Genomic DNA, 22662 nt, shown 5'->3' on the forward strand with positions numbered 1-22662 from the left:
TTTGTCTGATTTTGCTTACAACTTCGGTGTTGCAGCAGGCTGCTCAGTACCAACACCGGCTTGGTCTGAAACCACGACAAGACTGCCATTACTCAACCGCTGTTGTCCGCCGGTTACGATGATATCACCGAACTGTAATGAACCGCTCTTCAAATGAGAATAGATACCGCTGCGTTCTAAGGTGTTGACGGTAACCAAATTTGCACGATACATCTTATCCAGATTTTGATTATCGGCATATTTTTCTTTGTCCGCTTCGGAAAGTGCGGTCAAGCGATACACACTTTCACCGTACATATTGTAGGCAATTGCCACTTGTGGCAACACGATTTGATCGTATTCGGTGGTCAGTGCAACCCGCACTCGGGCAAACATACCGGACAGCAATTTGTCACGACTGTCTTCAACGGTGGCTTGCAAATCGATCAAGCCACTGGTTGAGGTAACCGCCGGCTCGATCGCCGAAATTTTGGCAGAGAACGTTTCACCGACAAAAGCATCGACGACTGCAGTGACTTTTTGCCCGATAAACAGATTTTCTAAGCTATTTTGTCCTAAAGAAAAATCAATTTTGGTGGTGCTTATGTCTTCCACCCGCACCATTGCCTGCCCAATGGTGACATATTGTCCAACATTGACTTGGATGATCCCGGTGACGCCGTCAAACGGCGCATAAATTTGGCGACGAGCAATGGTGGCTTTGGCCGCTTCAATATTGGCAACCAACGCCCGATAGCTGGATTCGGCATTGTCCAATTCACTTTTTGACACACTTTTACTGCGGAACAGGGTTTGATAACGTTGGTAGTTGGCCTGTACGGAGGTTAATTGAGCTTGATAAGCGGCTAAATTGGCTTTTTCCACATCAGAGTCCAGTTCGATCAGTAAATCCCCTTTTTTAACGTGTTGCCCGGCCTGCACAAAAATTGACTTCACGCTACCCGCCATTTGCGAACTGAGCATTGCTCCTTGATTTGGACGGATAATCCCGGTGGCTTCGATAGCCGGTGTCCATTGTTGAGTCTGTACTGTGGTCACTGTGACTGGGTTGATTGCTTCCGGCATATTGGCAAAATAGGCAGCCATGCCGCGTGATTTTATTATTTGTAAGCCGATCACGGCGGCAAACGCCAGAATAACAATGAGAAGCACCAATTTCATCACAAAAGAGCGCGATCTCTTAGGCTTGTTAGTTTGAATATCTGACATAAAAAAACTCCGTAAGAATAAAAATAGGATTGGTTTTGTAGTTAATAGCAAATACTTTGCCAAGTTCTGCGGATCACATCTTCAAGCATTTCAACAGCATAGGATTCATCATAATGTGCTTGCCGAAAAGCCAGTTTGATGGCGCTTCCTAAGCTTAGCGCAAATAAAACATCATGTGGCAAGCTGGATAGAACTCGTTGCTTCTGCCCATGTTTAATAAATGTATTCCAGATATCTCGGCGTTGGTGGCAGCTTTTAACGAGCTCACTAAATCCGGGAAGGCTGTCATATTGGTAGAAATTCTTTAAAACATGCGGATTTTGCTCGAAAAATTCCCAAAAATTCCACCACATTTGACGATATTGCTCAAACAGCGGTGCATCAGGATTGTGCTTTTTAACTAGCTGGGCATCAATTCGCGCAAAGAGATATTTTGCCAAATTGCTTAACAACTCTTCTTTATTGGTAAAATAGATATAAATCGTGCCGACGGAAATGCCCGCGGCTTTGGCGATTTTTTGCATCGACAGGGTGTGTAAACCGTCTTCTGCCATCAATTTTTCTGTTGCAACAAGGATTTGCTGGGCAGTTTGCGTTTCAGAATATTGCATGGGTTGAACCGACCTCAAAACGGTTAAATGAATGAACGTTCATTTTAGTCAGTTTGGTGTTGCAATTCAAGAAATAAAACAATGATTTGATTGTTTTTCGTTCTATTTAGTGCTGAGTCAGCCTTAAAAGTGCGGTTATATATGACTATTCAATTGAAGCGACTTAAAATTAATGACAGCATACCTGCGGCAATTAATGGTCCAACCGGAACGCCTTTGAAAAAAGCCACTCCGGCGATAGTACCGATTAACAGCCCTGTGATGATTGATGGATGAGCACTCATTAACGTGACACCCCGCCCACCGAGCCAAGCAACAAAAATACCGACAACGATGGCAAGTATCATTTTCCAATTGAATAATAAGCTGCCGATGCCATCCAATTTGATTTTGCCTGAAACCAGCGGGCTGAGCACACCAATGGTCAATACCGTAATACCGATGTGTAATCCGTATTTTTCAAGCCACGGAATATGCCGTTCTAATGGCGTTTGCTGCATCAGCAGCAACACGGCTGCAGAAATAATAATAGAATTATTATGGCTGAAGTAACCGAGAATAATCAGAAAAATCAACATCGCTGCGGCAGCGTTAAACTGAAAGAAAGACATAAAATTTTAAATTAGAGGGATAATAATACCAATCTACTGGTGGGCAGGTGAAAAAGCAAGCGCTTGATCATATTTAATCGTAATATAAAAAATTATATAACCATAAGTTTATCCCGTATGACTTGATATAAATCAAAAGTCTCAAAGGTAAGCGGAAAAATACCTCTTTATAGTCATTAAATCTAGACGGAAAGCATGGATAATTTTATCTTCAAAGTTGTAATTGACCGCACTTTGCATTTTTACACACTATTATGCGGTGAGGTCAGTGGGATTTAAGACAGGTTTCGGGAAATTGAGATGAGTGATTCAAACAGAGAAAACAGTGCCGAATGGCATGTTTGTGGTGTGGTGGTGCAGTGTCGACCACAAGATGTTTTCCCGGTCAAAACCGCTTTGCAACAAATGGATTATACCGAGATCAACGCTGTTGATGAAAATAGTGGCAAACTGGCAGTAGTGATGGAGTCGCACAGCCAGAGCGCTTTATTAGAACGTATGGAGGCGGCGCGCAATATTCATGGCGTATTGGCTGTCTCTTTGGTGTATCACCAACAAGATCAGAATTAATCAATCGGATGTGGGAACAGACGGAGGAACAGATGAATCTAAGTCGTCGTGAATTTATGAAAGCCAATGCTGCAACGGCAGCAACTATGGCTGCCGGTTTAAGTATTCCGGTGGTGAATGTCGCTGCTGCGGATAACACCATAAAATGGGATAAAGCGGTTTGCCGTTTTTGTGGTACTGGTTGTAGCGTGTTGGTCGGCACACAAAACGGACGTGTGGTGGCATCACAAGGAGATCCGGATTCCGAAGTGAATCGTGGTTTGAACTGTATCAAGGGCTATTTCCTGCCGAAAATTATGTACGGTAAAGACCGTCTGACTCAGCCAATGTTGCGGATGAGCAATGGACAATATGACAAACACGGTGAATTTACCCCGGTCAGTTGGGATGTTGCCTTTAATACCATGGCAGATAAGTTTAAAGCAGCGATTGCTAAGAATGGACGTAATGCCGTAGGTTGTTTCACTTCCGGACAATCCACGATTTGGGAAGGTTATGCCCTGAACAAATTATACAAAGCCGGATTACGTTCCAACAACGTTGACCCTAATGCGCGTCACTGCATGGCTTCTGCTGCGGTGGCGTTTTTGCGTACCTTTGGTATTGATGAACCGATGGGCTGCTATGACGATATCGAACAAGCCGATGCTTTCGTGCTGTGGGGGTCGAATATGGCGGAAATGCACCCGATTTTATGGTCGCGAATTACCGATCGCCGCTTGTCAAAACCAGACAGTCAAGTCTTTGTGTTATCGACTTTTGAGCACCGCTCTTTTGAATTGGCAGACTACGGTTTGGTATTCACGCCACAAAGTGACTTGGCAATTCTGAACTATATCATCAATTATTTGATCCAAAATGATGCGATCAACTGGGATTTTGTCAACAAACATACCAAATTCAAAAAAGGCGACACCGATATCGGTTACGGCTTACGCCCTGAACATCCGTTAGAACAAAAAGCACAAAACGCCGGTAGCGGTAAAATGCACGACAGCACCTTTGACGAGCTGAAAGCTATGGTTGCCGAATATACGCTGGATAAAGCACACGAAATCAGTGGCGTGCCGAAAGATCAACTGGAAGCCTTGGCAAAACTGTATGCGGATCCGAACAAGAAAATTGTCTCTTACTGGACCATGGGCTTTAACCAACATACTCGTGGTGTGTGGGTTAACCATTTGATGTATAACGTTCACTTGTTGACCGGTAAAATTTCATTACCGGGCTGCGGGCCATTCTCGTTGACCGGACAGCCGTCAGCCTGTGGTACTGCGCGTGAAGTGGGAACGTTTGCCCACCGTTTGCCGGCGGACATGGTGGTGACGAATGAGAAACACCGTGAGATTTGTGAAAAAGCGTGGAAACTGCCGAAAGGTACCATTTCAGATAAAGTCGGTTATCATGCCGTTGCTCAAGACCGTGCATTAAAAGACAGAAAAATGAATGTGTTATGGGTGATGTGTAACAACAACATGCAGGCAGGTCCGAATATCAATGAAGACCGTTTGCCGGGCTGGCGCGATCCGGAAAACTTTATCATTGTTTCCGATCCTTATCCGACTGCCAGTGCGTTGTCTGCCGATTTGATTCTGCCAACTTCAATGTGGGTGGAAAAAGAAGGGGCTTACGGTAATGCGGAACGCCGCACTCAATTTTGGCATCAACTCGTGCCGAAAACCGGAGATTCTCGTTCTGATTTATGGCAGTTGGTCGAATTTGCCAAATATTTCAAAGTGGAAGAAGTTTGGGAAGAAGAGCTGTTGGCGCAAATGCCAGAATATCGTGGCAAAACACTCTACGATATTTTATTTACCAATGGACAAGTAGATAAATTCCCAATCAGTGATTGGGACGACAGCGTGTTGAATGATGAATCGCGCCATTTTGGCTACTACATTCAAAAAGGCTTGTTCGAAGAATATGCTGAGTTTGGTCGAGGTCATGGCCATGATTTGGCTGATTTTGATGTGTACCACAAAGCGCGTGGTTTGCGCTGGCCGGTAGTGGAAAACAAAGAGACTCTGTGGCGTTACCGTGAGGGTTATGACCCGTATGTCAAAGCCGGAGAAGGCGTGAATTTCTACGGACAGCCGGACGGACGTGCGATTATTCTTGCTGTGCCGTATGAGCCGCCTGCGGAAGCGCCGGATCAAGAGTACGACTTGTGGTTATCCACCGGCCGTGTATTGGAGCATTGGCATACCGGCACCATGACCCGTCGTGTGCCTGAGCTGCACCGCTCTTTCCCGAATAACTTGCTGTATATGCATGCATTGGATGCCAAAGAACGAGGTATGCGTCATGGCGACAAAGTCAAAGTGATTTCTCGCCGCGGCGAAATGGAAACTTATTTGGATACCCGTGGGCGTAATAAAGTGCCGCAAGGTTTGGTGTATACCACTTTCTTTGATGCCGGTCAGTTGGCAAACGTATTGACGTTGGATGCAACCGATCCGATTTCAAAAGAGACCGACTTCAAAAAATGTGCGGTTAAAGTGGTTAAAGCTTAAGTTTAGGCCAATTGATGAATAAGCCAACGGTTAATCCGAACCGTCGTCGTTTTTTGAAAGACGCAACTCGCACTGCCGGTGGGTTGGCGGGAATCGGATTGCTGCTTGGCTTGCAGCAGCAACAAAGTCTGGCAAGAGAAGGCGTGGCGCTACGTCCACCTTTTGCGCTAGAGAATGATAAAGATTTTGCCGCAGCGTGCATTCGTTGTGGGCAGTGTGTGCAAGCTTGTCCTTATGACATGCTGCATTTGGCGTCATTGTTATCACCGTTGGAAGCCGGAACGCCTTATTTTATCGCACGCGATAAGCCGTGTGAAATGTGTGAGGATATTCCCTGTGCTAAAGCTTGTCCGAGTGGGGCGTTGGACTCGACCCAAGATAATATCGATGATTCGCGTATGGGACTTTCGGTACTGCTGGATCAAGAAACCTGTCTGAATTGGCAAGGCTTGCGCTGTGATGTTTGTTATCGGGTTTGCCCGTTAATCGATAAGGCGATTACGTTAGAAATGCAGCATAACAATCGCAGTGACCGTCATGCCAAATTTATACCGACGGTTCATTCGGACGCTTGCACCGGCTGTGGTAAATGTGAACAAGCTTGCGTGTTGGAAGAAGCAGCGATTAAGGTATTGCCGATGGCGTTGGCAAAAGGCATGTTAGGGCAGCACTACCGCTTGGGTTGGGAAGAGAAAGAAAAAGCCGGACATTCCTTATTGCCTGATGAGATGATTAAGTTACCGACTCGCTTACCGGAAACCTTGCCGGTGGAGAATCGATAATGGCAAATCCGATTAATCAGGCAGGACGGGAAGCCCGACAAAAATTGGGCTGGTGGCATGCCAACCGTTTTCTGTTTTGGCGGCGGCTGAGCCAGCTGAGTATTCTGGCAATGTTTCTCAGTGGACCATTATGGAATGTGTGGATTCTACGTGGCAACTACAGTAGCAGCATGTTACTGGACACGATTCCGCTTTCTGATCCACTGATGTTGGCGCAAAGTCTGGCGGCAGGACATCTGCCGTTGTTTACCGCACTTTTGGGCGGGATTATCGTGATCGCGGTATACGCATTACTCGGCAGCAAGGTGTTTTGTGGATGGTGTTGTCCGCTGAATGTAGTGACCGATGCGGCAGCGTGGCTAAGACGTAAATTGAATATTCGTCAAAGCGCCAAGCTCGACCGCACTTTGCGTTACGGCATTCTGATCATGATTTTAATCGGAAGCGCGGTCAGCGGCATGCTGTTATGGGAGTGGATTAATCCGGTTGCGGCATTGGGGCGAGCTTTGATTTACGGCTTTGGTGCTACGCTCTGGTTGATTTTAGCGCTGTTTTTATTTGATTTATTGTTAGTCGAACACGGTTGGTGTGGACACCTTTGTCCGATTGGTGCCGCTTACGGCGTGATTGGCGCCAAAGGCATCATTCGGGTGAAAGTCATTGAGCGTGAGCGTTGTGATCGCTGTATGGACTGCTTTAATGTTTGCCCGGAGCCACAGGTTTTGAGAAGTCCTTTGTTTGGCAGCAAAGATGAAAGTTTATTAGTTTTATCCCGTGATTGCATCAGTTGTGGTCGTTGTGTTGATGTGTGTCCGGAATCCGTTTTTCAGTTTACGACAAGATTTGATCATGCGAGGAGTGAGCGATGATTAAAAATACAAAAGCATTAGTATTGGTCAGTTTATTATTGGGTGGCGTATGCACACCGATTTTGGCACAGGACGTACAGCCCGTCGGCAAAGATATTGCCAGTTCCCCGGAAAGTATTGCACCGGCATTTCATAACCAGCCAAAAGAAAATGAGTTGGCGCCGTTGAATTATGTGAACCAACCACCGATGGTGCCACACAGTACTAAAAATTATCAGGTAACCAAAAATACCAATCAATGCCTGGATTGCCACAGTGTGCAGGCGTCTCGTACTACCGGTGCAACTCGTATCAGCCCGACCCATTTTATCAGTCGTGATGGCGTTGTCAGCGGAGAAGTCTCCCCACGTCGCTATTTTTGTGTTCAGTGCCACGTTTCGCAATCTGATGTTGAACCAATTGTGCCGAACGAGTTCAAACCATTGCCCGGCTACGGTGAAAAATAAGGAGATTGCTCATTATGTTAAAGAACCTTATTAAGCGTTTTTGGCACTGGTTTCGTTCGCCGAGCAAAATTGCGGTCGGCACGTTGTTAGTCGTGGCTTTTATTGCCGGGATTGTTTCTTGGGTCGGCTTCAATTACGGTATGGAGCAGACTAATACCGAGGAATTCTGTATCAGTTGTCACAGCAATGATGTCTATCCGGAATATTTACATACTGCCCACTACCAAAACCGCAGTGGTGTGAAAGCGACTTGTCCGGATTGCCATGTGCCGCATGAGTTTGTACCGAAGATGATCCGCAAGCTGCAAGCCAGTCGCGAAGTGTATGCTCATGTGATGGGCTATACCGACACAATCGATAAATTTAATTCTCGTCGTTTGCATATGGCAGAGCGTGAGTGGGAGCGAATGAAAGCCAATGATTCACAAGAGTGTCGCAACTGCCACAACTTCGATAACATGGATTTCAGCCAACAAAAAACCGTTGCGGCAAAAATGCACGAAAAAGCGATCAAAGACGGCAACACTTGTATTGATTGTCACAAAGGTATTGCCCACCAATTGCCGGATATGCGCGATGTGAAAGATGTAAAAGCATATTAAGTACTGAAATATTCTTTCGCTAAAAACCTGAACTGTGTGGTTCAGGTTTTTTTATATAAAATCTATTACTGAAATAGTTATTCTTTATCAGTGTTTTAATTGAATAATTACTTTAATTGATGTAAAAACTCCGTAAAAATTTGAAAAATGATGCTATAATCTTCAAATTAACTAGTTGATGATTAAATTTCAACCTTTTGATGAGATCTGGCTCACTTAAATATCGATAAATTTTTATCGACAGGAACGGAATATGTACAGTAACCATTGGACAACGTTATTCAAATTAAACTTCTACAGCAAAGCACGCGGTTACTCTCCGATATTATTGTTTTTGCTTGCGCCACTATATTTGAGTAAAAGCTATGCCGGGGTGATTCGGCATGATATTGATTATAGCGACTATATCCAATTTGGAAATAACGCCGGCAAATATGCAGCCGGTAATCAGAATGTTGCGGTCTATAAAAAAGACGGTAATCAGAATATTGGCAGTCGTGAAGCGGACGGCAAAAATAGCATTCCACTAATGCCGGATTTCTATTCAGTTTCGGATAAAGGCTTCGCGACACCGTTCAGTTATAATATGGTTGTAACTGCCGCACATATGAAAGAGAGATATACTAACGAAACCTACGGCAAACGGTTTTATCGCACCGATTTATCGCTATTTGAAAACAGTAATACTTCCGATAAAGATATAAAAGAACAAACCTATTTAAAATTTATCTTATCTGCGGAAAGTATTGCACGAAATGAATACGGATATAAACCGGATATCAACTCTATCAATGGCTCTTATTTCCGCAATGCGGAAGATATCGGTGTTGATACGTCGGTTATTCGCACCGATAAAATGATGTTTGATACCATTCCCTATCCTGTTGCCACTTTCAGTAATGTTGCCAAGGAGGATTTGCTGGCACGCAATGGCGCCGGGATCTTTCTGCAACCGCTGCAAGGGGCGTATTCTGGCACGGCTGGCAATGTGAGCGCCGATAGTTACCGTTATATCCACGGCAGCTTAACGCAAGTCAAAGAGATTGGTTCGGTTGCCGGGCAAAATGTCTCTTTTTGGCTTGATCCAGAGAGTCAAACCGCACTTGACAGTTCCAGTATGGGTGGCGACAGCGGTTCGCCGGTTTTTTGGTGGGATAAAACCGCACAAAACTGGTTATTGCTCGGCATCAACTCGCAAGGTGGCAACAATGCTAAAGGTTACGGCAAAATTGGGATTATGCAGACCGGCAATCTGACGCAGGTTTTAAACAATACAACAGCAACCCAAAATGTTACAGACGGACAAATAATTAAAATTGATACCAGCAAAAATAATATTGCCGATTTTCAATTGTTTTCCGATGGGCAGAAACAAGCTTCGTTAGAGCTATATAAGCGGCGAGTAATGGGTTTATATCACAGTGGAACGCGTCCTTGGGTTAAAGATCTTTATTTAAATAATAGTGGTGATGGTAGCGTCACGTTGCAAATTGATGGTGACACCAATATTGGCACTATTCCGCTGTATTTTAACAGCAATGCGACTATTCAAGGGCAAGGAAAGTTCGATCTCAGCGGTTTTTCGGTGGCAGAGGGAAAAACCGTCACTTCCAACCTAACGCTTGCCAAAGGCAGTGATTGGCGCAAAGTGGGGGCAGGGACATTACGCATTGCAGGCACCGCACCCGGACAAGGCAGCTTGGCGGTGGGTGAAGGCACGTTAGAACTGGCGAATCAAGGCACGGCAGCAGATAAAGTGATGTTGGCTACCGGGCGTGGTACGGTTAAATTGATTAACCCAAATCAATTAAATAATAACCAAATCTATTTTGGCGTGCGTGGCGGCAAACTGGATTTAAATGGGCATTCACTGAGTTTTAATGATATTTATCACCTCGATCGCGGTGCCAATATTAGCAATGAAAACCATGCGCAAAAATCAACCTTTACCTTTACCGCCGATGGTGAGCGCAACTATTTAGGCAGCTTCAACGGCAATCTGGATCTACAATATAAACCATCACAGCCGACCGCACTTTGGCATTTGCGTGGCGACAGCCGGATTGAGGGCAATTTGCATATTCAACAGGGGCGGGTTAATGTTGCAGCGGATCGATTGATTTATACCACGATACTCAGAAACGGTTACGATATACAAACATCCATCGGCGATGCCGATCGTAGAGAATGGCGCCCGAATAGTTTCCAAGCAAAAACAATCACATTAGATAATGGCGCAATTTTGGGTATCGGGCGCGCTGCAGCAGTAATCGCAGATACCATCACCTTTGCCGGTAACAATCAGTTAGAAATAGCGGTGCAAGATAGCAAGCGCCACAATGCCGATGCCGCCAGTATTAAAGGCGATAAATTCTTGGATCCGACTTTCCATGATCCTTCCCTGAAAGCCAATTTACAGTTTAATGGTGATAATAATCAAATTAATATCACCACGCCGGACGACTTTACTACAACCATTGAAGGTGGTATGCATGGTGCAGCTGCGATTAATACCGCAGGAAAAGGCCGTGTTATCTGGAAAAACAACAGCCCAACAGTGCTGCAAACTAAAATCACGGCGAAGGATACCGCACTTCAAATCGACAACAGCGCCAGTTTGGATCTCTCCTTGAGCAGCAACAGCGATAATATTGTGCTAAATAACCAGAAACAAGCCACGCTACGTTTTGCGCCATCAGCAACGGTCTTGGGCGAAAACACTAAGATCAATCTGGATAACGACAGCCAGTTAACCTTTGCCGGAATGAGCCAAAATACCACTCAACGTGCGGTGGCAATTAATGCCAATATTAATACCGTGAACAACAATGGCGTATTACCGACAATTACGCTATCCGATGAGAATACCACTTTCCATTTTAAACAATCGCAATTAGACAGCAATCTGACATTAAAAAATGGCGCATTAGGCTTACATAACGCGTTGACCATCAGTGGTGATTTCTCGACAAACCCGGAATATGCATTGAGCACGTTGGTATTTGGTAATATCAACCAAGCACAACTTAAACCGGTAAACGGAACGGAATATGAATTAACCAATAAATTGACGGTTAATGGACATGTCAGCGGTGTTGTACAGCCGGTTTTCTCCTTGTCTGATGAGGTAACAACAATGCTAGTCGATTCGGTGCAGAAATTGACATTTGTCGACTATAACAGCGGCTCGCTATATTTTATCAATGCGCCGCGTATTGTGAATAAAGGCGTAGAATTTAGTTTTACCCAAGACGATAAACATACTTTCTTAATCGATCAAGCAAAAATATCTGCAGCAGAGAAAGCTGCCGCTGAAAAAGCCGCTGCCGAAAAAGCCGCTGCTGAACAAGCCGCGGCAGAGAAAGCTGCCGCCGATAAAGCCGCTGCCGAACAAGCTGCCGCAGAAAAAGCCGCTGCTGAGAAAGCGGCTGCAGAGAAAGCTGCCGCAGAAAAAGCCGCTGCTGAGAAAGCCGCAGCCGAAAAAGCTGCTGCAGAAAAAGCTGCCGCAGAACAAGCTGCGGCAGAGAAAGCTGCTGCCGAACAAGCTGCCGCAGAGAAAGCTGCCGCAGAGAAAGCTGCCGCAGAGAAAGCTGCCGCAGAGAAAGCCGCCGCTGAAAAAGCCGCTGCCGAAAAAGCCGCTGCTGAGAAAGCGGCTGCAGAGAAAGCTGCCGCAGAGAAAGCTGCCGCAGAGAAAGCTGCCGCAGAGAAAGCTGCCGCTGAAAAAGCCGCTGCCGAAAAAGCCGCTGCCGAAAAAGCCGCTGCTGAACAAGCCGCCGCTGAGAAAGCCGCCGCAGAACAAGCTGCTGCAGAGAAAGCTGCTGCTGAACAAGCTGCCGCAGAAAAAGCCGCTGCCGAAAAAGCGGCTGCCGAACAAGCTGCAGCAGAGAAAGCAGCTGCTGAAAAAGCCGCCGCTGAAAAAGCTGCCGCAGAACAAGCAGCTGCAGAGAAAGCAGCTGCCGAAAAAGCTGCCGCCGATAAAGCTGCTGCTGAACAAGCCGCTGCTGAGAAAGCCGCAGCTGAAAAAGCGGCTGCTGAACAAGCCGCTGCTGAAAAAGCGTCTGCTGAACAAGCCGCTGCTGAACAAGCTGCTGCCGAAAAAGCCGCTGCAGAAAAAGCTGCCGCAGAACAAGCAGCTGCAGAGAAAGCTGCTGCTGAACAAGCTGCTGCGGAACAAGCGGCTGCGGAACAAGCTGCCGCTGAGAAAGCCGCCGCAGAACAAGCGGCTGCAGAGAAAGCGGCTGCCGAAAAAGCCGCTGCAGAAAAAGCGGCTGCTGAACAAGCCGCTAAAATCAGCTTATCGGTAAAAACAGCGCCGGAAGTTGGCGAATATTTAACCTTGATTGGCAGTGCTCGTAATATAGTCAATATTAATTTAAATAATGCCCAGTCTGGCTTCAGTGTAGCTTATGAAGGTTACTACGAGCGTGATAATTACCAGCATCAATACAACTTCAAGAGTAAGGTAAATGGTAAAGGCGTGGTGTTTAACCTAGCCAACCGACTCAATGATATCGAAGGTGGGTTGCAAATCCGCTTGGCAGATTTAGCCACCAGTACAGAATCAGACAAAGTGCGGTTACAATCGAAAACGAAATTAACATCGGTTATCGGTTACGGTGGCTATTATTTTGATGAGCTCAAATTATATGCTGCGCTGGGGGTAGCCAAAGCACGTTTTAATACTAAAATTGACGGACAAGCGCCAACGAGCATGAATAGCCATTTCTCATCTACCGGCATTTTTGCCAAAGGCGGCATCAGCTATACGCAGCCGTTCGGTAATATCAGCTTGAAAGAGTATATTGCATTGAGCTATAACAATTTGGGATTAGGCGAATTAACAGACAGCAACGGCGATAAAATTGAGGTGAGCGATAAATTACCACTCAGCAGCGAAGTCGGTGTGATGGTTGATTACAATGGTGAACGCTGGAGTTTTAATGCCGGTATTGGGGTTAGTTATGATCTGGGTAAATTGCAAGTGCGGTATAAAGATACCGACCGTAACTATTCACGTGGCACCGGAAAATTAAAATTCAATTTGGATCTGGGATCAAGCTATAAATTGGCGCAACACCTGTATTTGACACAAGATGTGAAATTCGCTTTAGACAGCAACCATTACCAAAATGCCATTTTCAACCTTGGGGTGAAATTTACTTGGTAAAATTTAGCGGTCAATCCTAAGCAATAAATCAATGCCCTATTAGCGATTAATAGGGCATTTGACAAGTAAACAAAACCATCAACAACCACAGCATAAAACAGAAAAAGTCACCGATTTAATTTAACCTGATGGCTGTTCAGGCAGCATTTTTAGGCTTGATTGTTTAGTTCGGATAGCCTTTCTAAAATAAAGCGCCATAACACACATCAAACAGGAGTGCATGATGTCCAGCACCAAACTAACGTATTTATTCGACCCTCTTTGCTGGCACATGCGCAAAACGGCAAAACCAAAGTGCTACCGAATGCTTGGCTGTATGAAAATGTAGCTAAGCTGGTGGAAAAGATTAAAGCAGAGGCTTAAATAAATTAGGGCGTATCTTCATGGTTGCAATGAGGACAGGCCCTAAAAGTTATATTGCTAAGTTGATTTGGGTTTATGCAAACGTTAGAAACGGTAAGATGCTAAGAAAGAAAGTTCATTCGATTTTACAGAATCTTGTAAGTGTACACGCGTGTATTCCGCGCCCAATTCAACATTTTGCGACAGGGCATATTTAGCCCCTAGACCATAGCCGAATCCTTTCACACTATAAGAACTGCCGTCATCAGACCATTTGACTTTACCATAATTATAATTCACTTTGACATAAGGCAAGAGATTAGGCAGTACACGGTAACCTTGTGCATAGCCAACGGTGAAATTATACTTTCTTTTAGCACTTCCGCCATCCTCGTCGGTATCAACCGCATATTTTCCACTTGTCCCTAATTGAATGCTGGCTTGGGCTAAGCCGACAAAATCATTGCCAAAATCAAACCCGTAATCCGCAATTAAATTCACTGATGTGAAACGTTTTAGTTTGATCCCTTCTTCATTGAATTTAAGTTTTTCACTATTTATTTTCAAACCAACTGAAGGGCCAACAAAAGTTTGACCAGCTGGAGCCGCAAGAGCGGTAGCTGAAATAACGCTGCCACTAAGCAGCGCTGCTGTTAAAACCAGTACTTTTTTCATTTTATAATCCTCTTATAAAGAAATACTCGAATTGAGCGATTTCATTCTAAATGAGAGTTAAATGATAAACAATCTCTTTATTGCTCAAATGAGAACTGTATCATTGTTAATCAATGAGATATTTAATTCAACAATATAAAAAATATACTATAACTTAAATCTCATCACGCCATTTGAATATTAAGGTAAATTTAAGGAGTAAGATCGCTGTTGTAATTGGATTGTCAGCATCGACGATATCAACCAAAAATCAGCAACAACCACGTGATAGCCATGATTGCTAACGCCATCGTCACCGCTGCCGAGCCGAGATCTTTGGCTCTGCCGGAGAGTTCGTGGTATTCCATACCCACGCGATCGACCACCGACTCGATTGCGCTGTTCAGCAATTCGACCACCAACACCATCAGCACCGAGCCGATCATCAACGCCCGCTCCACACCGTTTTCGCCAAGCCAACAAGCTAACGGAATCAACACCGCCGCCATCATCAGCTCGTGCTGAAATGCGGTTTCGGTAACGGCTTGTTTCAAGCCTTTAATGGAGTAACCGGTCGCCTTGACTAAATGAGTAAAGCCTTTGTGTTTCTGCATATCCGGCTGCTCAGAATGATTTTTTGACATAATGTTCCTGTTTAGTTTAAAAATACGGTTAAAAGTGCGGTTAGGTTTAATTTGATAAACGTCTGGCTTCCAGCACATCGTTAATCCGCAGCAGCGAAGATAAAATCCGCCCCAGCATCTCGACATTGCCTAGTTCGATCTCCATATCAATGGTGGCTGTCATATTTTTGACGTCGCTTTTACTGGAGACCCGCAGCACACTGACTTTTTCATTCGCCAATACCGTCGTGATGTCGCGCAGTAAACCGGTGCGATCGTTGGCGACCACCCGAATCACCAAATTGAATTTGGTGTTGAAACTTTTGCCCCACACCGCTTCCACCACCCGCTCCGGACAGACTTCTTGCAGATTCAGCACCTGATCACAGTCAGCACGGTGAATTGAGATGCCGCGTCCTTGGGTGATATAACCCAAAATCGCATCGCCCGGAATCGGTTGGCAGCAGCGTGCAATATGGTGCATCAAATTGCCGACCCCTTCCACCACAATTTGCCCTTTGCCGCTGCTGGTTTTGTTTTGCTGCTTGCTTTCCACCTGGCGCAAAATATGCTCATCAACCTGCTCGGCAGACGGTTTCAGCAGTTTACCTTGTAAGTAATTGCTGAGTTGGTTCAGGCGAATATCGCCGTTGCCGATGCCGGCATAAAGATCTTCAAGCTGTTTCAAATTGTAGCGTGGTAATGCGTACTCTTCGATCTGCTTATGATTCAGTCCCAATTTGAGCATTTCCGCTTCCAATTGTTCTTTGCCAAGCGGAATATTTTTCTCGCGATCCAACCGTTTGAACCACGCTTGAATTTTAGAGCGTACCCGATTGATCGTCACAAAACCGGTATTTGGATTCAGCCAGTCACGACTTGGATTCGGGTTTTTCTGGGTGATAATTTCCACTTTATCCCCCATTTGTAATTTGTAGGTGAACGGCACAATTCGATCCGCGACTTTAGCGCCGATACAGCGGTGCCCGACTTCGCTGTGGATAGTATAGGCAAAATCCAACGGCGTAGATCCGCACGGTAAATCAACGATATCCCCTTGCGGTGTAAACACATAGATTCGATCATCGAAGATTTTGCTACGGGTCTCTTCCATCATGTCGCCGGATTGGCTCAAATCATGCTGCCACGCCAACACTTGACGTAACCAGCTGATTTTCTGTTCATAATCCGCCCTGCCGCCGGTGCTGCCCTCTTTATATTTCCAGTGAGCCGCCACGCCCAATTCAGCATCATCGTGCATTTTTTGGGTACGGATTTGCACTTCAATCACTTTTTTCCCTTCGCCCCACACGACGGTATGAATCGATTGATAGCCGTTAGGCTTCGGGTGCGCCACATAATCATCAAACTCAGCAGCGATATGTTTAAAATGGCTGTGGACAATACCGAGTGCGGTATAGCAATCTTCCAATTTATCCACAATAATCCGCACTGCGCGTATATCAAACAGCTGATCGAACGGCAGATTTTTCTTCTGCATTTTTTTCCAAATGCTGTAAATGTGCTTCGGACGCCCATACACTTGCGCACGTTGCGGCAGTTCGGCTTGTAGATCACGCTCAATCACCGCAACAAAATCATGGATATAGGCTTCACGATCGCGGCGCTTTTCCTGCAATAATTTAGCGATTTGGCGGTAATGCGCCGGATCAAGATAGCGGAAACAGTAGTCTTCCAACTCCCACTTCAACTGCCCGATGCCCAAACGGTTGGCAAGCGGGGCGTAAATATTGCTGCATTCGCGCGCAGCTAAGATTTTTTCCGGTTCGGAGATAAAATTGTTTTCTTCACGTAAAAACGCAATCCGCTCCGCCAATTTAATCACCACGCAGCGGAAGTCGTCCACCATCGCCAGCAGCATGCGGCGCACATTATCCACCTGCAAATTGCTGCTCGACTGGCTGGCACTCAATTGACGGATACTGTCCATATCCACCACACCTTTCACCAGTTTGCGAATGTCGTTACCGAAATCCTCTTTAACATGGTCATAATTGATGATGCGTCGCTTCACCAAAGGGAATAACATCGCAGCAATCAGACTGTCTTGATCCATATTCAAGCCACTCAACACCTCTACCATTTCGCTAGCAGAGTAGAGCAAATATTGCTGCTCTTTTGCCTCCAAATCCGCTAATTTGCCGCAATTATAGTGCCAAGTTTCGATTAACTTTTGACGAACCACAGGAGTGAGCGTCAAACTCTCACTCCAATCCTCAATCACAAATTGCTCGGGTGAGAGCAAATGCGATGCACGAATGGCTACCATATTATTCTCCCTTTTTGCTGGTTAGCGCTTTTTAAATAACGTGATTGATTCCAAATGCGCGGTATGCGGAAACATATCAATCGCCGCACTTTTTTCAATTTGATACCCCTGTTGCAACAAATATTCACTGTCGCGCACCAATGTTGCCGGATTGCAAGAAACATACAAAATACTATTTGGACGCAATTCGCAAATATGCGGCAAGGCAAACAACGCACCGCTGCGTGGCGGGTCGAGCAACACTTTGTCAAACGCCTGTTTCGCCCAAGGCTGATCACTAAAAGTACGATCCAAATCCGTTTGGTAAAATTCAACGTTGGTTACGCCATTGGCAAGCGCATTCTGTTTCGCTTGCACCACCATTTCGGCAACACCCTCAATCCCGGCCACACTTGCTACTTTGGACGCTAACGGCAGGGTAAAGTTTCCCATGCCGCAAAATAAATCCAACACCCGATCGTTCGGCAATAGTGCCAACCAGTCAAGGGCGGTATCGATCATTCTTTGATTTAAAGTGCGGTTCACCTGAATAAAATCCCGCACCGCAAACGCCAGCCGCTGTCCGTTAGCCAACTGATAATAAGGGGTGTCACCATACCAATGTTGAATCTGATGTTCCTGTTCGCAAACAAATAGCAGCAATTGCTGTTCAGCGGCAAACTGCAACAACCGCACTTTGTCATCAGGTTGTATTTTCCCTAAATGGCGCAACAACATCGCTACACCGTTATCCGCCACGACCAGTTCGATATGTCCCAATTGTGCTTTGCTCTGCCATTGTGATAGCCATGTTTGCAATGCCGCCAACACCACATTCAAGTGCGGTTCGGCAACGGTGCAATGTTGGATATTGACAATCGATTTCGAACGCCGTTGGCGCAAACCGAGCGACAAGGTTTGGCTTTTTTTATCGAAAAATATGCTTAAACGCAAACGGCGACGATAACCCCATTCATCAGCTGTCAGCAGCGGTTGAAAAGCAATTTTCGGCTGCAAACGGCTTAAACGCTGCTGTAACGCTTGCTGCTTCACCTGCTGTTGTAACGTTATTGGAATATGCTGCATTTGACAGCCGCCGCATTCAGCATAATAAGCGCACTTGGGCTCAATGCGCTGCTCAGAATGCTGCAAAATTTTTTGCGCGACGGCGTGCCCGTACTGCTTTTTCTCGTCCAACACCCGCACTTCCACGGTTTCCTGTGGCAACGCATTTTCCACAAACCAGGTTTTGCCCTGCAAACGGGCAACCCCCAATCCTTGATAATCAAGATCGGTTATCTGCAGCTTCATTTTCTTCGCTGCGGTGCTTTGCTTGCGTTCCGTATAAAAAAGTGCCATGGAGGGATATTTTCAAGTTAGCTAACATCAAAGCGCTATTATAAAAGCGAAATCACAGAATGCGAAATAATCTGTGGTGATTATTTATAATTCACACCAGCTTGCATAGTTGCACTGTGCATTTATGAAATAGTTGATACCCCACTTTGCTGTTATAACAAGTAAAGTGCGGTATTCGTTATCCGACTTGAGGGTTGACCCAATTTTCATTAGGTGGTTGCTCTGCGAGGGCGACAATGATGTTGTCCACCGCACAGCGTACCATGTTATAGCGGGTTTCTATGGTGGCTGAGCCAATGTGCGGCAAGAGCACGACATTCGGTAATACTATTAGCGGAGAATTTGACGGCAAAGGTTCAACCTCAAATACATCTAATCCGGCAGCTTTTATAGTACCATTTTGTAACGCTGCCACCAGTGCCTGTTGATCAACAATTTTTCCGCGTGCGCCATTAATTAAAATAGCGCTCGGTTTCATTAACGCTAATTTTTCAGCGGAGATCAGCCGCTCGGTGGACGGCAATAATGGTAGGGTAATACAGACAAAATCCGCACGCTGCAATAGCTCGTCCAAAGAACAACGTTGCGCTTGATATTGCTGCTCAACCTGAATATTCGGTTTATTACTCATATATAAAACTTTCATATCAAAACCACAATGCGCTCTTTTTGCTACTGCGCTTCCGATCCGCCCCATACCCAAAATACCAATGGTTTTATGATGTACATCCGTTCCATAATATTCATCCCCGATGCTGCGCTGCCACTCTCCCGCTCGCACCAACATCGAAAGTTCGACTGCACGGCGTGCGGTGGCTAAAATTAAGGTAAAAATCGTATCTGCGGTGGCATCGGTTAATACTGTCGGCGTATGCATCAGCCGGATTCCACGCAAAGTTAAATCGTCCACATCGAATTGATCATAACCAACCGAAATAGTGGAAATTGCTTTTAATTTAGGAGCAAATTGCAGCAAATCCTGTTTAATCGGTACGCTGGCACCGATTAAACCATCCGCCTGTGCTAATGCTGCGATAAATTCTGCACGGTTATCGGAGGTAATACCATCAAAAGTCATCAAATTAAAAGATTCAGCCAATCTGGCTTGCTGCTCTTGTGGAATTTTTTTATACAGAATAACATTCTTTTTCATTCATTTATCCTTAAAATGCGGTTTGATTTAATGCATCAAATCTCACCTAGCTGCGCTCGGTTTGGCAATCCTTCGCTATCGCCGATCGCCTGTATCGCAAGCGAACCTATACGGTTACCGCGTTCCACAGCTTGCTGCAACGTTTTTCCTTCCAATAATGCGCTGATAACACCGACAGCAAAACCATCACCGGCGCCGACCGTATCCACCACATTTTCGACGAAACAAGCCGGAACCATACCTTGATTTCCCTGATAATCTTTAAAATAAGCCCCTTGTTCGCCTAATTTAATAATCACCGCTTTGACCCCTTGTTCCAGATAAAAATCTGCAATTGCTTCGCTAGAAGTTAATCCGGTTAAAATATAACCCTCTTTAATTCCCGGCAACACCCAATCGGCTTTGAAAGCGAGTTGATTCAAGTGACAAACCATTTCTTGCTCACTTTTCCAAAGCATAGGGCGTAAATTGGGGTCAAAAGAAACGGTTTTTCCTGCGGTTCGCATAAAATCAGCAAAATGCAACGATAATTGATAGGTGCTATCGGATAACGCTGCCGCAACACCACTGAGATGTAAATGACGCGCATTTAAGAAAGCATCTGGATTGAAATCTACTAGCGATAAATGGCTGGCTGCCGAGCCTTTACGAAAATATTCCACTGCCGGATCTGTTCCGTTCACCGCTTTTGATTTCAGTTGAAATCCGGTCGGATAGCGTGAGTCGATAGTGACTAATTCACTGTAAATATTTTCTTTAGCCAGTTGTTGCAAGATAAATTTTCCGAAAGAATCATGGCCGACTCGGCTTAACCACGCAACCTCAAGCCCCAATCTCGCCAGTCCGATAGCCACATTCAGTTCTGCCCCAGCTGCTCGCTTGGCGAAGTGGTTGATTTCAGATAACTCTCCAAATTCAGTGGCAACAAACATCACCATTGCTTCGCCATAAGTGATGACATCTAATAACGGTTGGTTTGACATCTTATTATCCTTTTAATAATTCGACAAAATACAAGGATGTGGCGACCAAATTTTCGCCAATTAATGGAAACTCAATTCCCAGTGGGATATCTTGTGAAAAATTCCGTTGTAGAATTTGTACATAATTATCCGCGCTCCCTGTTGGTGGAACAGCGCTTAATTTTCCGGCAGCATCAAGTGCGGTTGACTTAAGATGCACATAACCAACATAAGGCGCCAATTTTTGTGCAGCCGTTTGCGGATCTTGCTGCACCCAAACCCAATTACCACTATCGAAAGCCAAACATAGCGGCAACTTATGTTGTTTCAACCATTCGGCAAAAGCAGCCATGCTGTGTAGATTACCGCTTTTTAGCGCTTGATCATTTTCGATAACACATAATATATCCGGGTAAACACGGTTTACTGCCGCTAATCTCTCTGCCAAAACCGATGACATATCCAACTGAAAATCACCAAGAGAAAATTTGATCAACTTGGCATCGAGCTGTTTTGCTTCATCAAAATACTGTTCAATATTTGGATTAATCTCGATTTTTTGCTCTGGAAACTGTTGCAAAAATAGTGAAAAAGGAACCGAGTAAAAACACTCCAACTGCTGGTGTTTAATGGCTTGTGCCAGTTCGGACAATTGTGATAATTCCTCAGCGGAAAATAGTTCGCGACGAATTTCAACCCCGTCGGCTCCAGCGGCTTTAACCGTTGCCAGAATTTCTTTCTGACCACCGATTTCTTGGATGTAATCCGATCCGTAAGATGAAGTGACAATAATAATTTTTCTAGCCATAGCCTATATTTCCTTTGTTTTGGTCTTCCATATTAATGGAACCGATACCAAAGAATAAAAAATGAATTCATACTAAATACTGACAATGATTTATTCTGTTGACTCTCTAATGATTAGCTCACCCGGATATAATACCGTTTGAAAATCTGAACGCTCTCCGTTCATTCGCTGGTATAGCAGTGTGAACGCTTTATACCCTATTTGAAACGTAGGTTGCTTCAAGGTCGAAATTCCAACTCCGACGACAGAAGCCCAAACCGGATCATCAAAACCCAGTAAACCAATATCCTTACCCCATTCCAATTTTAAACGTTTTAGCGAGAGTGAGATATTCAGTGTTACCGCCCCGTTCACCGAAATGATCGCTTTGCGCATTCCTCGATTTCTAGCACAAAATGCTGCAATAATACGGTCTACTTCCTGTGCGTTTTTGCTATCATGCAGCTCCGCCACTTCACCGATACAAGGTTGATTCAGTGCAATAATCTGTTTAAAGGTCTCGATCCGTTTTTGCCGCGGTTGAATATCATCCATCGTTTCTGTGATAAAAAGCATTGCTTCAAACCCAGAATTTAACAAATAATGTGTGACCTCCGTTGCCGCCTGCACATTATCCAAACCTACCACATCGCAGGGCAAATCATAAATTTGGCGATCCACCGAAACTGTCGGTAGGGAAAATTGTTTAAAATTATCATCATGCGTCCGCAACGCATGAATAATCACTCCTTCAACCTGGTAACTACGCAAAAGTCGCAAAATTTTGCACTCCCGCTCAATTTGATTGTTGGTATTAAAAACCAGCAAGGTGTAATCATGCTCTTGACTAGCCGCTTCGATTCCCTGCATAACATCAATCGAATAAGGATTATTGATATCGGCAAAAACCAGTGCCACCAATCTAGTGCGACCGCACTTCATACTACGGGCAATCTGGCTAGGTTGATAATTTAAGCTTTCGATTGCTGCCGCAATTTTGTGCTGCATATTTTCTGAAAGTATTGCAAACTCGCCATTCAAATAGCGTGATACGCTGGTTTTGCCAACCTTTGCCAGTTTTGCCACATCACTGATCGTCGCTTTTTTATCGCCGGGAGCCATTTTCATGCTGA

The 22662-nt window shown here is 45.1% G+C and carries 19 protein-coding genes; 8 read left to right on the forward strand and 11 right to left on the reverse strand.

The window, feature by feature from the left end:
• Positions 1-15: 15 nt before the first annotated feature.
• The 3 genes from EDC16_RS02470 to EDC16_RS02480 form a co-directional block, all read right to left on the reverse strand.
• Positions 16-1209 carry an efflux RND transporter periplasmic adaptor subunit gene (locus tag EDC16_RS02470; RefSeq protein WP_132965068.1) on the reverse strand — a complete coding sequence of 398 codons (1194 nt, stop codon included), beginning with the start codon at positions 1207-1209 and terminating at the stop codon, positions 16-18.
• Between the two features lie 41 nt (positions 1210-1250).
• Positions 1251-1820 (reverse strand): TetR/AcrR family transcriptional regulator, encoded by a 570-nt coding sequence (locus tag EDC16_RS02475; protein WP_132965070.1) that lies wholly within the window; start codon positions 1818-1820, stop codon positions 1251-1253.
• A gap of 149 nt (positions 1821-1969) precedes the next feature.
• A complete protein-coding gene (locus EDC16_RS02480) occupies positions 1970-2431 on the reverse strand; it encodes a DUF441 domain-containing protein (protein ID WP_132965072.1) in 462 nt (153 codons plus the stop codon).
• A 300-nt stretch (positions 2432-2731) separates the two neighbouring features.
• On the opposite strand from EDC16_RS02480, the gene EDC16_RS02485 reads away from it, so the two are divergent.
• From EDC16_RS02485 to EDC16_RS12730, 8 genes are all read left to right on the forward strand, one after another.
• Entirely contained in the window at positions 2732-3001 is a 270-nt protein-coding gene (locus EDC16_RS02485; RefSeq protein ID WP_132965074.1) for a chaperone NapD, read from the forward strand.
• A gap of 32 nt (positions 3002-3033) precedes the next feature.
• Positions 3034-5514: a nitrate reductase catalytic subunit NapA gene (napA, locus tag EDC16_RS02490; RefSeq protein ID WP_132965076.1), complete on the forward strand. Its 2481-nt coding sequence runs from the start codon at positions 3034-3036 to the stop codon at positions 5512-5514.
• A gap of 14 nt (positions 5515-5528) precedes the next feature.
• The gene (gene napG / locus EDC16_RS02495; protein WP_132965078.1) at positions 5529-6296 is read left to right on the forward strand and encodes a ferredoxin-type protein NapG; all 768 of its coding nucleotides are present in this window, start codon (positions 5529-5531) and stop codon (positions 6294-6296) included.
• Positions 6296-7165 carry a quinol dehydrogenase ferredoxin subunit NapH gene (napH, locus tag EDC16_RS02500; RefSeq protein ID WP_132965080.1) on the forward strand — a complete coding sequence of 290 codons (870 nt, stop codon included), beginning with the start codon at positions 6296-6298 and terminating at the stop codon, positions 7163-7165. The genes napG and napH overlap by 1 nt, the downstream gene beginning before the upstream one ends.
• Positions 7162-7611 carry a nitrate reductase cytochrome c-type subunit gene (locus tag EDC16_RS02505; protein ID WP_132965082.1) on the forward strand — a complete coding sequence of 150 codons (450 nt, stop codon included), beginning with the start codon at positions 7162-7164 and terminating at the stop codon, positions 7609-7611. The genes napH and EDC16_RS02505 overlap by 4 nt, the downstream gene beginning before the upstream one ends.
• 14 nt (positions 7612-7625) lie before the next feature.
• Entirely contained in the window at positions 7626-8213 is a 588-nt protein-coding gene (locus EDC16_RS02510) for a cytochrome c3 family protein (protein ID WP_132965084.1), read from the forward strand.
• 253 nt (positions 8214-8466) lie between these two features.
• Positions 8467-13380 (forward strand): histone H1-like repetitive region-containing protein, encoded by a 4914-nt coding sequence (locus EDC16_RS02515; RefSeq protein WP_132965086.1) that lies wholly within the window; start codon positions 8467-8469, stop codon positions 13378-13380.
• Positions 13381-13596: 216 nt separating this feature from the next.
• On the forward strand, positions 13597-13743 hold the full coding sequence (locus tag EDC16_RS12730; protein WP_157330466.1) for a hypothetical protein: 147 nt from the start codon (positions 13597-13599) through the stop codon (positions 13741-13743).
• A gap of 84 nt (positions 13744-13827) precedes the next feature.
• On the opposite strand, the gene EDC16_RS02520 is transcribed toward EDC16_RS12730, so the two are convergent.
• The 8 genes from EDC16_RS02520 to EDC16_RS02555 form a co-directional block, all read right to left on the reverse strand.
• Positions 13828-14397 carry a porin family protein gene (locus EDC16_RS02520; protein WP_132965088.1) on the reverse strand — a complete coding sequence of 190 codons (570 nt, stop codon included), beginning with the start codon at positions 14395-14397 and terminating at the stop codon, positions 13828-13830.
• A 239-nt stretch (positions 14398-14636) separates the two neighbouring features.
• Positions 14637-14990 (reverse strand): diacylglycerol kinase, encoded by a 354-nt coding sequence (locus EDC16_RS02525; protein ID WP_132965445.1) that lies wholly within the window; start codon positions 14988-14990, stop codon positions 14637-14639.
• Between the two features lie 76 nt (positions 14991-15066).
• Complete coding sequence (gene relA, locus EDC16_RS02530) at positions 15067-17289, reverse strand: GTP diphosphokinase (RefSeq protein ID WP_132965090.1); 2223 nt, start codon at positions 17287-17289, stop codon at positions 15067-15069.
• A 21-nt stretch (positions 17290-17310) separates the two neighbouring features.
• Positions 17311-18627 carry a 23S rRNA (uracil(1939)-C(5))-methyltransferase RlmD gene (gene rlmD / locus EDC16_RS02535; protein ID WP_132965092.1) on the reverse strand — a complete coding sequence of 439 codons (1317 nt, stop codon included), beginning with the start codon at positions 18625-18627 and terminating at the stop codon, positions 17311-17313.
• A gap of 178 nt (positions 18628-18805) precedes the next feature.
• Entirely contained in the window at positions 18806-19780 is a 975-nt protein-coding gene (locus EDC16_RS02540) for an NAD(P)-dependent oxidoreductase (protein WP_132965094.1), read from the reverse strand.
• 35 nt (positions 19781-19815) lie between these two features.
• On the reverse strand, positions 19816-20763 hold the full coding sequence (locus tag EDC16_RS02545; protein ID WP_132965096.1) for a sugar kinase: 948 nt from the start codon (positions 20761-20763) through the stop codon (positions 19816-19818).
• 4 nt (positions 20764-20767) lie between these two features.
• On the reverse strand, positions 20768-21550 hold the full coding sequence (locus EDC16_RS02550) for a sugar phosphate isomerase/epimerase family protein (protein ID WP_132965098.1): 783 nt from the start codon (positions 21548-21550) through the stop codon (positions 20768-20770).
• Positions 21551-21640: 90 nt separating this feature from the next.
• Positions 21641-22657 (reverse strand): LacI family DNA-binding transcriptional regulator, encoded by a 1017-nt coding sequence (locus tag EDC16_RS02555; RefSeq protein ID WP_198362740.1) that lies wholly within the window; start codon positions 22655-22657, stop codon positions 21641-21643.
• Between the last annotated feature and the right edge of the window lie 5 nt (positions 22658-22662).

It is taken from the genome of Testudinibacter aquarius, assembly GCF_004342725.1.
GTDB classification, from domain to species: domain Bacteria; phylum Pseudomonadota; class Gammaproteobacteria; order Enterobacterales; family Pasteurellaceae; genus Chelonobacter; species Chelonobacter aquarius.

What these genes read in the sequence shown, in the direction of transcription:
- EDC16_RS02470 (WP_132965068.1), bottom strand. Translation starts at nt 1,209, where the DNA reads ATGTCAGATATTCAAACTAACAAGCCTAAGAGATCGCGCTCTTTTGTG.
- EDC16_RS02475 (WP_132965070.1), bottom strand. Translation starts at nt 1,820, where the DNA reads ATGCAATATTCTGAAACGCAAACTGCCCAGCAAATCCTTGTTGCAACA.
- EDC16_RS02480 (WP_132965072.1), bottom strand. Translation starts at nt 2,431, where the DNA reads ATGTCTTTCTTTCAGTTTAACGCTGCCGCAGCGATGTTGATTTTTCTG.
- EDC16_RS02485 (WP_132965074.1), top strand. Translation starts at nt 2,732, where the DNA reads ATGAGTGATTCAAACAGAGAAAACAGTGCCGAATGGCATGTTTGTGGT.
- napA (WP_132965076.1), top strand. Translation starts at nt 3,034, where the DNA reads ATGAATCTAAGTCGTCGTGAATTTATGAAAGCCAATGCTGCAACGGCA.
- napG (WP_132965078.1), top strand. Translation starts at nt 5,529, where the DNA reads ATGAATAAGCCAACGGTTAATCCGAACCGTCGTCGTTTTTTGAAAGAC.
- napH (WP_132965080.1), top strand. Translation starts at nt 6,296, where the DNA reads ATGGCAAATCCGATTAATCAGGCAGGACGGGAAGCCCGACAAAAATTG.
- EDC16_RS02505 (WP_132965082.1), top strand. Translation starts at nt 7,162, where the DNA reads ATGATTAAAAATACAAAAGCATTAGTATTGGTCAGTTTATTATTGGGT.
- EDC16_RS02510 (WP_132965084.1), top strand. Translation starts at nt 7,626, where the DNA reads ATGTTAAAGAACCTTATTAAGCGTTTTTGGCACTGGTTTCGTTCGCCG.
- EDC16_RS02515 (WP_132965086.1), top strand. Translation starts at nt 8,467, where the DNA reads ATGTACAGTAACCATTGGACAACGTTATTCAAATTAAACTTCTACAGC.
- EDC16_RS02520 (WP_132965088.1), bottom strand. Translation starts at nt 14,397, where the DNA reads ATGAAAAAAGTACTGGTTTTAACAGCAGCGCTGCTTAGTGGCAGCGTT.
- EDC16_RS02525 (WP_132965445.1), bottom strand. Translation starts at nt 14,990, where the DNA reads ATGCAGAAACACAAAGGCTTTACTCATTTAGTCAAGGCGACCGGTTAC.
- relA (WP_132965090.1), bottom strand. Translation starts at nt 17,289, where the DNA reads ATGGTAGCCATTCGTGCATCGCATTTGCTCTCACCCGAGCAATTTGTG.
- rlmD (WP_132965092.1), bottom strand. Translation starts at nt 18,627, where the DNA reads ATGGCACTTTTTTATACGGAACGCAAGCAAAGCACCGCAGCGAAGAAA.
- EDC16_RS02540 (WP_132965094.1), bottom strand. Translation starts at nt 19,780, where the DNA reads ATGAAAAAGAATGTTATTCTGTATAAAAAAATTCCACAAGAGCAGCAA.
- EDC16_RS02545 (WP_132965096.1), bottom strand. Translation starts at nt 20,763, where the DNA reads ATGTCAAACCAACCGTTATTAGATGTCATCACTTATGGCGAAGCAATG.
- EDC16_RS02550 (WP_132965098.1), bottom strand. Translation starts at nt 21,550, where the DNA reads ATGGCTAGAAAAATTATTATTGTCACTTCATCTTACGGATCGGATTAC.
- EDC16_RS02555 (WP_198362740.1), bottom strand. Translation starts at nt 22,657, where the DNA reads ATGAAAATGGCTCCCGGCGATAAAAAAGCGACGATCAGTGATGTGGCA.